The organism is Microbispora siamensis (genome assembly GCF_016863095.1).
GTDB lineage: Bacteria > Actinomycetota > Actinomycetes > Streptosporangiales > Streptosporangiaceae > Microbispora > Microbispora siamensis.
Window position 1 is genome coordinate 1 of record NZ_BOOF01000031.1, and the last position, 15,216, is coordinate 15,216.

The window sequence follows — 15,216 nt, forward strand, 5'->3', positions numbered from 1 at the left end:
TGCCGGGGGCACCTGGTTGACCTGGGGTTTCCGCCCTCGCGTGGAGACATGCCAGGGCGATGACGCGTTGCCCGGCGAGTAGCGTGGTCCACATGCGGATCGAGGACTACGCCCTCATCGGGGATACGCAGTCAGCCGCCCTCGTCGCTCGCGACGGATCGATCGACTGGCTCTGCCTTCCCCGGTTCGACTCCCCCGCATGCTTCGCCAAGCTCCTCGGCGACGAGTCCAACGGGTTCTGGCGGCTGGCCCCCGCCGGGCACGAGATGGCCACGCGACGCGCGTACGCCGACGACACGCTGATCCTCGAGACCGTATGGGAGACCTCCACAGGGACCGTCAAGGTCGTCGACTTCATGCCTCCCCGGCACGCCAACCCCGCCCTGGTCCGGATCGTGGAGGGCGTGTCCGGGACGGTGGACATGACCACAGAGATCAGCATCCGGTTCGACTACGGCAGGATCATCCCGTGGACCCGCCGCTTCGGCGGTCGTCTGCACGCCATCGGCGGACCCGACTCGGTCTGGATCGACGCTCCCCTCGACCTGGAGGGAAGCAGCGACCGGCACATCGGAACCTTCACGGTCGCCGCGGGGGAACGCCGGTCGTTCGTGTTCACGTGGCACCCCTCGCACCAGCCGGAACCCCATGGCATCGATCCCGGTGAGCAACTCGCCGAGACCAGCCGGTTCTGGGAGGAGTGGGTCTCCCGCTGCTGGCTCCCGGGCCGCCACCGCGCCGCCGTGGTCCGCTCCCTCATCACGCTCAAGGCGCTCACCTACAGCCCGACCGGCGGCATCGTGGCGGCTCCCACCACGTCGCTGCCCGAGAATCTCGGCGGGGTGCGTAACTGGGACTACAGATATTGCTGGCTGCGCGACGCCGCGATGACGCTTGACGCCCTGACCGAATCCGGGTACGTCACCGAGGCGGGCGCCTGGCTCGACTGGCTGCTCCGTGCCATCGCGGGTCGCCCGGAGGACCTCCAGATCATGTACGGCGTGGCAGGCGAAAGGCGCCTGCCGGAGCAGACGCTCGACTGGCTTCCCGGGTACGAAGGCTCACGGCCGGTGCGGATCGGCAACGACGCGGCCGGCCAGCTTCAGCTCGACGTCTACGGCGAGGTGCTCAACTGCTTCTACCGGGCCCGCAAACTGGGCTTGCCGCCCCACGACTACGCCTGGTCCACCGCCTGCCGGCTGATGGACTTCCTGGAGCGCAGCTGGGCCCAGCCCGACGAGGGCCTGTGGGAGGTCCGCGGCCCGCGGCGGCACTTCGTCCATTCCAAGGTCATGGCGTGGGTGGCGGCCGACCGGCAGGTGCGGGCGATCAAGGAACTCGGCCACACCGGTCCCCTCAGGCGCTGGCGGGCCATGCGGGACCGGATCCACGCCGAGGTCTGCACCAAGGGCTTCGACCGCGAGCGTGGCACGTTCACCCAGTCGTACGGCTCGCACGAAGTCGACGCGGCGCTGCTCCTCATCCCGATCGTCGGCTTCCTTCCCCCTGAGGACCGCCGGGTCACCGGCACGATCGAGGCGGTCGAACGCGAGCTGATGACCGACTGCTTCGTGCTGCGGTATCCGGTCTCCGAAAGCAACGACATCGACGGCCTGCCCGGAGCCGAAGGCGCCTTCCTCGCCTGCAGCTTCTGGCTGGCCGAAGCGCTCAGCCTCGTCGGCCGCAAGGACGAGGCCATGGCCCTGTTCGAACGGCTGCTGGGCCTCACCAACGACGTGGGTCTGCTCGCCGAGGAGTACGACCCCGTCCAGGGGCGCCATCTGGGCAACTTCCCTCAGGCGTTCACCCACCTCCAACTCGTCCATACGGCCCTGGCGCTCTGCTAGGGACGGGAACCTCGGCCGGGGCGGGGCGACCCGTCCCTTCGGCGACCCCGGCCACGACGTAGTGGTGCGGTGCGATCGCGGCCATCCGGCCCGGCAGCAGTGCCAGGCACGCGGCATGCGCCGCCTCCGGGGTGACCGGCGCGGCCAGGCGGCACACGATCCGGTGGCCGAGCCGTTCGTCCGGCACCGCCGAGACCGAGGACGGCCCGGGCACGGCGTCGGCGACCAGCCGCCGGACCTCGGCCAGGTCCACCCAGCACGAGTCGGCGACCAGCCATTCGCCGTCCCTGCGCAGCGGCGTGATCCCGGTGAGGCCGGGCAGGTCGGCCAGCGGCACGTCCCGGCGGCCCGCCTCGGCCAGCAGCCGCATGACACCCTCGCCCAGCAGCAGCGTGTCCTCCCTGGGCAGGCACCTGGGGTCCGCCCAGAGCGTCACGTCCACCTCGCCCTCCAGCCGGTTCACCCAGAGGGAGACCCGGGTGGGCAGCGTCTCGTCCGGCAACCACGCCGACCGGATGTCCGGCTCCTCGCCCGGTGCCCGCTCGTCCGGTACGCCCCGGAGCGGCGGCCCGGCGGGCGTGGCCGCGCTCATGTCGTTGTAGACCAGGTCCCTGGCGAAGAAGACGCCCCTGTCGGCCGCGACCTCCTCCATGATCCGCACCAGGGCGGCGGAGTCGAACCGGCTGTTCTGGTACGCGGCCAGCGAGGCGGCCCGGGTGGCCCGCAACACGGCGTCGAAGGCCGGCCCGGTCAGGTCGATCGGGATCAGCGCGTCCTGGGCCAGCGGACCGACGTACTCCCGCAGCTCGGGCCGGAACCGGTTCGCGGAGATGGAGATGATCGGGCAGACGGGCTGGCCCGCGCGCAGCCCGGCGAGCGTGCCGAACGCGGCGAGCAGCGCGCCGGACCGGCTGGTCCCGGTGCGCGCGGTGATCCGGGCAAGGGCGGCGGCCACCGCCGCGGAGCGGACCCGCAGGCGGGGCAGCGACCAGTCGTGGTCGCGGTCGTCCACGGTGACGGTGAGCGTGGAGCGGGGAATCCGGCCGAGCTGGGTCCGCCAGTACCGCAGCGCCGCGTCGGCCCGGCGCAGGCCGGCCGGGCTGCCCTCCATCGCGGCGACGTCCACCGGTTGCGGAGCGGCCGGGCCCGGCGTGCGGCCCCGGACCAGTTCCTCCCAGTCGGCGACGAGCAGGGCCAGGCCGACGGCGTCCACGGTGCTGTGGGTGGTGACCAGCACGACCTGTTCCGGCCCGTCGTCCCCGGCGATCACGGCGACCCGCAGCGGAAGCTCGGCGGCGAGGTCGAACCTGCGGCCACGCAGGTCCGCCGCGACCCGCCCGGTCACCCCGTCCCCGGCCGGGTGGACCTCGACGGTGAGTTCGCCGTCGCCGGCCACCCGCTGGATCCCGTCGTGGAACGTCGTGCGCAGCGACTCGTGCCGGGACATCAGCAGGCCGACCGCGTCGGCCACCCGCTGGTACGTGGTCCCCTGCGGCAGGTTCCGCACCACCTCGTAGTTCATGTGCTCGGGCGGGTCGGTGCGCACGCAGCGGGCCATGTTGACCTGCCCCATGGTCGCCGGGCCGACCCGTTCGCGGCCGGTGTAGTGGGCGGCCAGGCCACGTAACCGAGTCACCGTGCGCTCCGGGGGCGCATGTCGGTCCACACCCGCTCGATGTGGCGCAGGCACTCCTCCCGGTCGCCGGCGACGCCCTCGGCCCGCCAGCCGTCCGGCGGCGGGGTGTCCGCGGGCCAGATCGAGTACTGCTCCTCGTCGTTGACCACGACCTGGTAGTTCACATCGCCTCCATCGCCAGGCGGGCCGCCTCCTCGTCGGAAAGCGCGGCCAGCTCCTTGACCAGCAGTTCCTCGACCGTCTCCGCCAGGGCCTCGACCGTCGGTCTCTCGAACACGGCCCGGATCGGCACCTCCACCCCGGTGATCGCCCTGATCCGGGCGGTGACCCGGGTGGCGAGCAGCGAGTGGCCCCCGATGGAGAAGAAGTCGTCGAACGCGCCGACCTCGCCGAGGCCGAGCACCTCGCCGTACACGTCGGCCACCAGGGCCTCGGCGTCCGTACGGGGCGGCACCGGGCCGGGCCGCCGGGTGAACTCCTCGGCGGCCGGGGCGGGCAGCGCGGCTCTGTCCACCTTGCCGTTGCGGGTCAGCGGCAGCGTTTCGAGCACGATCCAGCCGGAGGGCACCAGGTGGGCGGGCAGTTCCGCCGCCGCGAACCGGCCCAGCTCGGCCGGGTCCACCTCCCCCTCCGGTACGACGTAGGCGACGAGCCGATCGTCCCCTGCCGCGACGGCGGCCTGCCGTACGCGGGGGTGGCCGAGCAGGCACGCCTCGACCTCGGCGGGCTCGACCCGGAACCCGCGCACCTTGACCTGGTCGTCCAGGCGGCCGAGGAACTCCAGTTGACCGTCCCGCCGCCACCTGACCCGGTCGCCGGTCCGGTACAGCCGTGCGCCGGGCGGACCCCAGGGGTCGGGCACGAACCGTTCGGCGGTCCCGCCCGGCCGGCGCAGGTAGCCCCGGGCCACGCCCGCCCCGCCCAGGTACAACTCGCCCGGCGCGCCCGGCGGCACCGGAACCCCCTGCTCGGACAGCACCAGGGCCGTGACGCCGCCGACAGGCCGGCCGATCGGCGGGCGCTCCCCTGTCCCACTGCCGGTCAGGTCCGCCGCGGTGGCGATGATCGTCGCCTCGGTCGGCCCGTACGTGTTGACCAGCCTGACCCGGTCGCCGAACCTGGCCCGCCAGCGGTCCACGGCCGCCGCCTGGACCTGTTCGCCGCCGAGGATGACCAGGCGCAGCGACGGCGGCCAGGCCACCTCGTCGAGGCGGCCGACCAGGTGGTGCCAGTACGCGGTGGGCAGGTCGAGCACGGTGACCCGTTGCCCGGCGGGGGTGCGCAGCAGGTCGGGCAGGGTGACCGCCCCGCCGGGCAGCAGTTCCAGCCGCGCCCCGCAGGCCAGGGCGGGGAAGATCTCCTCGGCGTGCGCGTCGAAGCCGAGCGCGGCGAACTGGACGACGTGGTCGGCCGGGCCGAGGCCGTAGTCGTCCCGCATCCAGGCGATCCGGGCGGCCAGTCCGTCGTGATCGACGATCACTCCCTTGGGCGTGCCGGTCGAGCCGGAGGTGTAGACGACGTACGCGGCTCCGTCGGCCGCGACGCCCTCGATCTCGGCGGCCATGAGGTCACGCCGGCCGCGGGGCAGCGCCGGGTCCACCGGCAGGTAGGCCGCGCCCGCCCGCCACGCGCCGAGCAGGGCGGCCACGGTCTCCGGGGTGCGTTCCGCGGGCACGGCCGCGATGCCGCCCGCCGGGATCCCCGCGGCCCTGATCTCCGTGGCACTCGCCTCGGCCAGGGCGTCCAGTTCCCGGTAGGTGACCTCGCGCCCGGCGCAGCCGATCGCCACCGCGCCGGGCCTGGTCCGTACGGACTCGGCGATCAGCGCGGGCACCGGCGGGGTGGCGGGCAGTGCCGGGCCGTGCGACGCCGAGCGCAGGAAGTCCCGGTCGGCGCCGGTGAGCATGGGAAACGCCGACAGCGGCCGGTCCGGGTCGGCGGCCACGTCGCGCAGCAGTACCTCCAGCCGTGCGGCCAGGGCGGCGACGGTGTCGGCGTCGAAGAGCGCCGAGTCGTACTCCAGCTCGACCAGCAGGTCGCCGTCGTCGTGCCAGGCCTCCAGCATCAGCTCGAACTTGGCCCGGTCGTGCCCGCCCGGGAAGTGCCCGGCGGCCAGGCCGTGGAAGGACCTGGGCACCCGGCCCGCGTCCTGGGTGTGCAGGATGGCCATGGTCTGGAAGACCGGCGTCCTGGTGAGGTCGCGTTCCAGTCCGAGCGAGGCCACCAGGTGCTCGAACGGGATGCCCCGGTGCGCGAAGGCGTCGAGCACCCGCCGCCTGGTCTCGCCGAGCAGCCCGGCGAAGGTCGGGTCGCCCGCCAGGTCGCCGCGCAGGACGAGCACGTCGGTGAGGTAGCCGACGACCGACTCCAGTGCCACCGTGTCCCGGCCCGCGACCGACGTGCCGACCAGGATGTCGGTGTGGCCGGTGTGCCGGGCCAGCAACGCCTGGTAGGCCGCGACCAGCGTCATGAACAGGGTGGCTCCCCTGCGGCGGCCCATGGCGGCCAGCGCGTCGGCGTCGGCGGCGGGCAGCCGGAAGGACACCCGCTCCCCCCGGCCTGGCCCTGCGGTGGCCCTGGGCCGGTCGACGGGCAGGTCGAGCGGTGTGGGGCCGGCCAGCCGGTCGCGCCAGTACTCCATCAGCCCGGTCAGGTCGCGCCCGCGCTGCCAGACCGCGACGTCGCCGAACTGGAGCGGCACCGGGGGCAGCGGGCGTCCGGAGTAGGCGTCGGCCAGCTCGTCCAGCAGCAGGTTGAGCGACCAGCCGTCGCCGATGACGTGGTGTATGACCACGCAAAGCACGTGGTCCTCCGGCGAGAGCCGGATGAGCGTGACCCGCAGCGGAGGCCCCGCGGCCAGGTCGAACGGCGTGTTGACCCGGTCCGCGACGAGCGCGGCGGCCCGGGGTTCCCCGTCCGCGTCCAGCCGTTCGACCGACACCGGCCCCGCCGGTTCGATCACCGCGACGGGATCGCCGTCCACGTCGGGGAAGCGGGTGCGCAGGCTCTCGTGCCGGGCGGCGACAGCGGTGAAGGCTCGTTCCAGCGCCCCGGTGTCGAGCGGTCCGCGCAGCCGGCGGACCAGCCACATGTTGAACGCGGCGTCGCCGTCGCGGTCGAGCCGGTTGAGGAACCAGAGCCGTTCCTGCCCGGCCGACAGCGGCGCGTCGACGCCGCCGCGCGGGCGCGGCACGTCGCCGGGGTCGCCCTGCCCAGTATCGAGAAGTACGGCGTCGAGCAGTTCGGCCAGCCCGGCGACCGTGGGCCGGGCGAACACCTCGCGCACCGGGATCCGCACCGGCAGCCGGGCGGTGACCATGGTGGCGAGCAGCGAGTGCCCGCCGAGCGCGAAGAAGTCGTCGTGCGCGCCGACCGCGTCCAGGCCGAGCACCTCGGCGAACACGTCCGCGATCAGCCGCTCGGCGGGGGTGCGCGGCGGTGTCGTGTCCACGGTCACGGCGGGTTCCGCGTCGGGCAGCGCCGCCCGGTCCACCTTGCCGTTCGGGGTGAGCGGCAGCGTGTCCAGGACGAGGACGCGCGGCACCATCGGCCCGGGCAGTTCCATGGCGGCGTGCGCGGCCAGGCCGGAGACGTCGCCGTCGGCGACGACGAAGGCGACCAGTTCCCCGCCGCGTGCCACGGCCACGGCCTGCCGTACGGCCGGGTGGGTCTCCAGGACGGCCTCGACCTCGCCGAGTTCCACCCGGTGGCCACGGATCTTGACCTGGTTGTCGGCCCGGCCCAGGAACTCGATCGTGCCGTCCGCGCGCCGCCTGGCCACGTCGCCCGTACGGTAGAGCCGCCCGCCCGGCGGTCCGTACGGGTCGGGCGTGAACCGCTCGGCGGTCAGGGCGGGACGGCCGAGGTAGCCGGTGGCCACGCCGACGCCGCCGATGACCAGCTCTCCCGGCACGCCGATGGGCGCGAGGTCCCCGGCCGGGTCGAGCACGTACGTGGTCGTGTTGGCCACCGGACGGCCGATGGAGATCTCGTGCGGTTCGGGCGGGACGTCCCAGGCGGTGGAGTAGACGGTGGTCTCGGTCGGGCCGTACACGTTGACCAGCCGGGCGGCGCCGGCGCGCAGTTCGCGGGCGAGCTGGAGCGGCAGCGGCTCGCCCCCGGCGAACGCGGTGATCCGGGCGTGCTCCAGGACCTTCCCGGCGAGCAGCACCCGCCAGCCGGACGGGGTGGCCTGGACGTGCGTGACGCCCTGGCCGGCGATCAGCGCGGCGAGGGCGTGCCCGTCCCTGGCGTCGTCGGCCACCACGACCCGGCCGCCGGTGATCAGCGGCAGGTAGATCTCGAGCGCGGAGATGTCGAACGCGAGCGAGGTCAGCGCCAGCCAGGTCTGTCCGGGAGCGTTCCCGGCGAACGGGCGCATGGCGAGCAGGAAGTTGACCAGGGCCCGGTGCGGCACGACGACGCCCTTGGGACGGCCGGTCGAGCCGGAGGTGTAGAGCACGTACGCGGTGTCCCCTGGCCGGGGGCGCGGCACCTCCTCGTCACTGGGCGGAACGCCGGCCAGGTCGGCGGTGGTGAGGACCAGCGACGCGCCGGAGTCCTCGATGACGTAGGCGACCCTGGCGGGCGGGTAGGCCGGGTCCACCGGCAGGTAGGCCGCGCCGGACATGGCCACGCCGAGCAGGGCGACCGGTATCTCCGGGCCACGGTCGAGCCGGAGCGCGACCAGTGAGCCGGGCCCGATGCCCCGGTCCCGCAGCCACACGGCGAGTCCACGGGCACGGGCGGCCAGGTCGGCGTAGGTGAGGCCGCCGTCGGCCGGGCCCACGGCGACGGCGTCGGGCCGCCGGGCGACCTGGTCGAGGAAGAGGTCCACCAGCGTGACCGGCGGCAGCGGGGTCTGCGTGTCGTGGGCGAGCAGGGCGCGGCGTTCGGCGCCGGGGAGGATGCCGAGCGTGCCGACCGGCCGGTCGGGGGCGGACAGCGCCGAGTCGAGCAGGGTCTCGAACCTGGCCGCGAGCCGGGCGGCGGTGTCCCGGTCGAACAGGTCGGCGCCGTAGATGAGCACGCCGAGGTAGCCGCCGTCCTCGGTGGGCCACAGGTCGAGGGACAGGTCGGTGCGGGCGGCGATCCAGCCGGGCGGGAACGGTTCCGCGCGCAGTCCGGGCAGCGGTCCTTCGCTGTGCTCGCCGCTCTGGGCGTGCAGGCCGAAGATGGTCTGGAACAGCGGGGTGCGGCTGAGGTCTCTGGCGATGTCGAGGGCGCCGAGCAGACGTTCCAGCGGGATCCCGGCGTGGCCCATGGCCTCGATGACCGTACGCCGGGTGCGGGTCAGCGCCTCGCCGAACGTGGGTTCGCCGGACAGGTCGGCACGCAGCACCAGCGTGCTCGACAGGAAGCCGATCATGGGTTCGAGTTCGGTGCGGTCGCGTCCGGACACCGGCGAGCCCACGCAGAAGTCGGTCTGGCCGCTGTGCCGGTGGAGCAGCACCTGGTAGGCGGTGAGCAGCACCATGAACGGGGTGCAGCGGCGTTCGCGGGCGAAGGCGGCGACCCGTGCGGCGAGGCCGGGCGGGAGGGTGAACCGGATCTCGCCGCCGTTGCCGGTGCGGCGGGGCGGGCGGGGCCGGTCGGCGGGCAGTTCCAGGGCGGGCGCCCCGGCCAGCCTGGTGGTCCAGAATTCGAGGTCGTCGCGGTCGTCGGCCTCGCGTTCCGCCCGCGCGTGCTCGCCGTACTGGAGGGGCAGCGGGGGCAGCGGGTCGCCGCCGCCGTAGTAATGGGCCAGTTCGTCCCGCAGGACGGCCACGGAGATGCCGTCGGCGACGATGTGGTGCTGCGCCACGGCGAGCACGTGGTCGCGGGGTGCGATCCTGACCAGGGTGATCCGTACCGGCGGGGCGGCGGACAGGTCGAACGGCGTGTTGGCCCGGCGGGCGACCAGCCGCCTGGCCTCGTCCTCGCAGTCGGTCTCGAAGCGTTCCAGGGTGACGGGTTGCGGCGGGAGCACGATCGCGACCGGCCGGCCGTCGATCTCCTCGAACCGGGTGCGCAGCGTCTCGTGCCGCGCGACGACGGCGGTGAACGCGCGTTCGAGCCGTCCGACGTCGAGGTCGCCGCGTAATCGGTAGGCGTGGCAGGTGTTGTACGAGTGGTCCTCCGGGTCGAGCCGGTGGAGGAACCAGAGCCTTTCCTGACCGTACGAGAGCGGCTGGGCGTGTACCACCATGCGACCGCCAAAATAGGAAGGTTTGTTAACAGTCTTGGGGTGGGCGTTAGTGAATCACACCGGACTGCCTGCGAACAAGCCTCTTCACGGGGGGCCCGAGAGTGTGTCACACTCACCGTCGCGCGCTAACTGTAAAGACACTTTCCAGTTAATTTCCCTGACGGAAGACAGTTGGAGGCACGGTGACCGCACTGTCCGCCGACAAGAAGGCGCTCCTCGCGCAGCGGCTGCGGCGCCGCGACGGCACGGTCACGATCAGCCCCAGACCCCCGGGCACCGCCGCGCCGCTCTCCCCCGCCCAGGAACGGATCTGGTTCCTCGAGCAGTACGCGCCCGGCACGACCGTCTACACGGTGCCGCTCACCGTCCGCGTGGCCGGCGACCTGGACGCCGCCGCCCTGGAGCACTCCCTGCACGAGGTGGTCCGCCGTCACGAGGCGCTGCGCATGCGCTTCCGCACCACGCCGGACGGGCTGCCCGAGGTGCTGATCGACGATGAGGCGCGGGCCGAGTTCCTGACCGCCGACGCCGCCGGCCCCGACGAGGCCCGCGAACTGGTCGAACGGGAGCTGACCAGGACGTTCGACCTCGCGGCCGGGCCACTCGTCCGCGCCCTGCTGGTCCGGCTCGCGCCCGGTGACCACGTGCTCATGCTCGCCGCGCACCACCTGGTGACCGACGGATGGTCGTTCGAGATCATCATGCGCGAGCTGTTCGAGATCATGAACGGCCGGACCCCGCCGCCGCCCGCCGTGCAGTACGGCGACTACGCGGCCTGGCAGCGCGACCGGCGCCACGAACGCGAGGTGGCCCACTGGCGGGACCGGCTCGCCGGGGTGCCCGTGCTCGACCTGCCCACCGACCGGCCCAGGCCGCCGGTGCTCGGCCACACCGGGGCCACCCACCGGTTCGAGCTGGACGTCGATCCGGCCGGACCCGCCCTGGCCGCGGGCGCCACGCCGTACATGGTGGTGCTCGCCGCGTTCCAGGCGCTGCTCGGCCGCTACTCGGGGCAGACCGACTTCGCGGTCGGCTCACCCATCGCCGGGCGCGGCCTGCCCGAGCTGGACGGCGTCGTCGGCATGTTCGTCAACACCCTCGCCATGCGGGCCGACCTCGACGGCGACCCCACCTTCGCCGAACTCCTGACCCGGGTGCGCGACCGCGCCCTGGACGCCTACGCCCACCAGGACCTGCCGTTCGACCGGCTGGTGACCGAGCTGAACGTCGAACGCGACGTCAGCCGGTCGCCGGTCGTCCAGGTCATGCTCGCCCTGCAGAACTTCGCGGCGGCCACCACCACGGCCACCGGCCCCTCGGGTGGCGCCGCGCTGTCGGCCTTCCCGGCCGAGGCGGGCGTCGCCAGGTTCGACCTGTCGCTCTACCTGTTCGAGAGACCCGGCGGACTGAGCGGCCAGCTCACCTACAACACCGCTCTGTTCGACCCCGGCACGGCCGCCCGCATGGCCACCCACTTCGGGATGGTGCTGCGCGCCGCCCTCGCCGACCCGTCCCTGCGGCTGTCGGAGCTGCCCCTGCTCGCCGAGGGCGAGCGCGAACGTGTCCTCGCCTTCTCCCGCTCCCCCGCCCCGGCCCCGCTCGGCCGGGAACTCCTGCACGACCTCGTCGCCGGGCCGCCGGGCACCGTGGCCGTGACCTGTGACGGCAGGTCGCTCACCTACGCCGCCCTCGCCGGCAGGTCCGACTCCCTGGCCCGCCGATTACAGGGCCTCGGCGTGACCAGGGGCTCCCGGGTCGGCATCCGGCTGGAACGGTCGCCCGACCTGGCCGTCGCCGTACTGGCCGTCCTCAAGGCGGGCGGTGCCTACGTCCCGCTCGACCCGGCCCAGCCGGAGGACCGACTGGCGCACATGATCGCCGACGCCGGGGTGCGGATCACCGTCACCGAAGACCTGCTGGCCGAGCTGCCACCCGGCGACGTGCCCGCCGACCCCGGCCTGACCGGCGCCGACCTGGCGTACGTGATCTACACCTCCGGGACCACCGGTCGTCCCAAGGGTGTCGCGGTGCAACACCGCCAGGTCCTCACCTACCTCGCCGGCGTCCGGGAACGGCTCGCCGTCGAACCCGGCGGCTCGTACGCGCTGATGCAGTCCCTGTCGTTCGACTTCGGCGTCACGATCTTCTACCTGTCCCTGATGACCGGCGGAACGCTGCACCTGCTCGACCCGAGAAGACCCGCCGCCGAACTGGCCGAGACGCTGAGCAGGACCGACTACCTCAAGGCCACCCCTTCCCACCTGGCCTCCCTGATCGCCGAGGCCGGGCCGGACGGTCCCGGTGTGCTGCCGCGCACGCTCCTGGTGCTCGGCGGCGAGGCGTCCTCCTCCGCCTGGGCCGGATCGTTGCGCGGGCCCCGCGTGGTCAACCACTACGGGCCGACCGAGGCGACCGTCGGCGTCACCACCCACGAGGTCACCGGCACCGAGGAGACCCAGACCCTGCCCATCGGCCGCCCGCTGCCCGGGGCCAGGGCGTACGTGCTGGACGAACGCGGCGAACCTGCTCCGATCGGGGTGATCGGCGAGATCCATCTCGGCGGCGACCGGCTGGCCAGGGGCTACCTCGGCCGCCCCGCCCTCACCGCCGAGCGCTTCCTCCCCGACCCGTACGGCGAGCCGGGATCACGCATGTACCGCACCGGCGACCTCGGCCGCTGGCTGCCCTCCGGCGACCTCCAGTTCCTCGGCCGCCGGGACCTCCAGGTGAAGGTGCGCGGCTACCGGGTCGAACTCACCGAGATCGAGGAGGTTCTGACCGGGCATCCGGCCGTCGAACAGGCGGTGGTGGACCTGCGCCGCGACCGCCTGGTCGCCTACCTGACCGGGGAACGCGCGAGCGTCCCCGACCTGCGCGTGTATCTGGCCGACCGGCTGCCCGAGTACATGATCCCCGCCAGGTACGTCTGGCTGGACCGGCTGCCACTGAAAGCCCACGGCAAGGTGGACCGCGCCGCGCTGCCGGAGCCGGGCGCCGGCCGCCCCGACGAGGACGGCGGATACGTCCCGCCGGAAACCGCGCTGGAGACCGCGATCGCCGAGGTCTGGGCCGGGGTCCTCGAACTCGACCGGGTCGGCGCGGAGGACGACTTCTTCGAACTGGGCGGCCACTCGCTGCTCGCCGCCCAGGTCGTGGCCCGGCTGCGCCGCGTGACCGAACGCCCGGTCACGATCATGGACCTGTTCCGGCACCGCACCGTCCGCGCCCTCGCCGCCAGGGCCGCCGCACCCGACGACGGCCCCAGGAAGCTGCTCAACCGGCTCACCCCGGCCCGCGCCGTCTCGGCCAGCCTGGTCTGCGTGCCGTACGGCGGGGGCAGCGCCGCCATCTACCAGCCGCTTGCCGACGCGCTGCCGCCGGACTGGGCGCTGCACTCCGTCGCCGTACCCGGCCAGGAGTGGGGCCTGGACGAGGAGACCCGCCCGGTCGCCGAGGTCGCCGACGCCTGCGTGCGGGAGATCCTGGCCGACGTGCCCGGCCCGCTCTCCCTGTACGGCCACTGCGGGCTCGGTGTGATGCTCTGCGTCGAGATCGCCCGGCGGCTGGAGGCGGCCGGACGGCCGGTCGACGCGCTCTACCTGGGCGGCGGCTTCCCGTTCGCCCGGCCCAAGACGATCATGACGCCGCTGCGTGACCTGGCGGACCGGCTGCGCAGCGACCGCGTCTGGGCCAACGCGCTGGTCGCGGCCGGACTGGACATCGACGAACTCGACCCCGACCAGCTCGCCGCGATCATCCGCAACCGGCGGCAGGGCACCCGCGACGCCGAGGCGTACTTCACCCGGCTGTTCGCGGAGAGCCCGGAGCCGCTGCGCGCGCCGATCATCTCGGTCGTCGGCGACCGCGACCCGGCCACCGAGTTCTACCAGGAGCGCTACCTGGAGTGGCACCATCTGACCGGCGAGACGGCCGTCGTCGTCCTGGACGAGGCGGGCCACTTCTTCGTCAAGCACCGGGCGGGCGAACTGGCCGAGATCGTCACCGGCGCCCGCGCCGCCATCGCCGCCGGGCGGACCACCGAGATCGAGGACCGTGACCGGTCGTGGTGGTTGCACGCCACCTCCACCGCCGGGACGGACACCCCCGTGACGCCGCGCGGACCCCGGCCCAGCATGAGACGGTTCGGCGCGGTGGCCGCCGGGCAGCTCGTCTCGATCATCGGCTCCTCGCTCACCGAGTTCGCCATCCCGCTGTGGATCTACCTGACCACCGGCTCGCTGGTGAACTTCGCGCTGTTCTCCGTCATCGCGCTGGTGCCCGGCATGCTCGTCGCGCCGCTGGCCGGGGCCATCGTGGACCGCTACGACCGGCGGAAGGTCATGCTGGCTGGCGACGCCGCCGCGGGCGGCACCCAGCTCGCGTTCGGCCTGCTGCTGTGGACCGGCCACATCCAGGTGTGGCACGTCTACCCGCTGCTCGCGTTGCTGTCCGTCGCGCTCACCTTCCAGCGGCTCGCGTACGGCGCGGCCGTGCCGCAGCTCGTGCCCAAGCGGTATCTCGGACACGCCAACGGCGTCCTCCAGGTGGTCACCGGCACCGCGCAACTGGTCGTGCCTCTGGTCGCGGTCGGCCTGATGTCCGCGATCGGCATCAGGGGCATCCTCGTCGTCGACGTGGCCAGCTACGCCTTCGCGCTGTGCTCGGTGCTGCTGGTGCGCTTCCCCGCCGCGATGGGCTGGAAGCGGCGCGAATCCCTGGTCAGGGAGATGGCCGAGGGTTTCCGCTACTCGTGGGGGCAGCGCGGGTTCCGCGGCATGCTGCTGTTCTTCGCCTGCCTGAACGTCTTCCTGTCGCCGCTGTTCCTGCTGCTCACCCCGCTCGTGCTGGGCTTCGCCACGCTGTCCGACGTCGGGCGGGTGTCCTTCGCCGGAGGGCTCGGCGTACTGCTCGGCGGCCTCACCATGACGGTGTGGGGCGGGCCGCGGCGGCTCCGGATGCGGGGCGTGCTGCTGGCCACGCTCGTGCTCGCCGCGTTCTGCCTGGTCACCGGCCTGCGGGAGAGCCTGATCGTGATCGCCGTCGGTGCGTTCGGCATGTCGCTGGCGCTGACCCTGGTCAACGGCGTCTACGCCACGATCATCCAGGTCAAGGTGCCGCAGCGGTTCCACGGCCGGGTCATCGCGCTCAACACCCTCGTCGCCTGGTCCACGTTGCCGATCGGCTTCGGCCTGGTCGCTCCGTACGGGACCTCGCTGTTCGAGCCGCTACTCGCCCCGGACGGGCCGTTGGCGAGCACGGCCGGCCAGGTCGTCGGCGTCGGCGAGGGCCGGGGCGTGGCGTTCATGTACGTGGTGTTCGCGCTGGCCATCGCCGTGATCGCGCTGGTGGCGCTCAGGGTCAGGGTGCTGGCCCGGTTCGACCACGACGTGCCGGACGCGCCGCCGGACGACGTCATCGGCCTGGAGGCGGTCCGCCGCCGTACGGCCGTTCGCTGAGCCGCACCGGCCCGCGGGCAACCGTCAGCCGTCAGCCGTCACCCGAAGGAATTTCGCCGCAGCTGTCACAAGCCCGGAGGCTGCCCGGTC

Annotated in this window: 5 protein-coding genes; 2 read left to right on the top strand and 3 right to left on the bottom strand. The window is 73.4% G+C overall.

All coding sequences use genetic code 11. The features are described from left to right. Nucleotides 1-92: 92 nt before the first annotated feature. Nucleotides 93-1,847, top strand: a complete 1,755-nt coding sequence (locus tag Msi02_RS25320) for a glycoside hydrolase family 15 protein (protein ID WP_204050576.1) — start codon at nt 93-95, stop codon at nt 1,845-1,847. Here the strand turns inward: Msi02_RS25320 and Msi02_RS25325 are convergent. From Msi02_RS25325 to Msi02_RS25335, 3 genes are read right to left on the bottom strand one after another with little or no spacing between them, the layout of a single operon-like run. Beyond that, nucleotides 1,804-3,483, bottom strand: a complete 1,680-nt coding sequence (locus tag Msi02_RS25325) for a condensation domain-containing protein (protein ID WP_204050577.1) — start codon at nt 3,481-3,483, stop codon at nt 1,804-1,806. The genes Msi02_RS25320 and Msi02_RS25325 overlap by 44 nt on opposite strands. Beyond that, nucleotides 3,480-3,647: an MbtH family protein gene (locus tag Msi02_RS25330; protein WP_204050578.1), complete on the bottom strand. Its 168-nt coding sequence runs from the start codon at nt 3,645-3,647 to the stop codon at nt 3,480-3,482. Before Msi02_RS25330 ends, Msi02_RS25325 begins: the two co-directional genes overlap by 4 nt. After that, nucleotides 3,644-9,670, bottom strand: a complete 6,027-nt coding sequence (locus Msi02_RS25335; protein ID WP_204050579.1) for a non-ribosomal peptide synthetase — start codon at nt 9,668-9,670, stop codon at nt 3,644-3,646. The genes Msi02_RS25330 and Msi02_RS25335 overlap by 4 nt, the downstream gene beginning before the upstream one ends. 182 nt (nt 9,671-9,852) lie before the next feature. Between Msi02_RS25335 and Msi02_RS25340 the strand changes: the two genes are divergently transcribed. After that, entirely contained in the window at nt 9,853-15,126 is a 5,274-nt protein-coding gene (locus Msi02_RS25340) for a non-ribosomal peptide synthetase/MFS transporter (RefSeq protein ID WP_204050580.1), read from the top strand. Nucleotides 15,127-15,216: the final 90 nt, after the last annotated feature.

Bases quoted from the DNA above. Each gene is read 5' to 3' on its own strand.
- Msi02_RS25320 (WP_204050576.1), top strand. From the start codon at position 93: ATGCGGATCGAGGACTACGCCCTCATCGGGGATACGCAGTCAGCCGCC.
- Msi02_RS25335 (WP_204050579.1), bottom strand. From the start codon at position 9,670: ATGGTGGTACACGCCCAGCCGCTCTCGTACGGTCAGGAAAGGCTCTGG.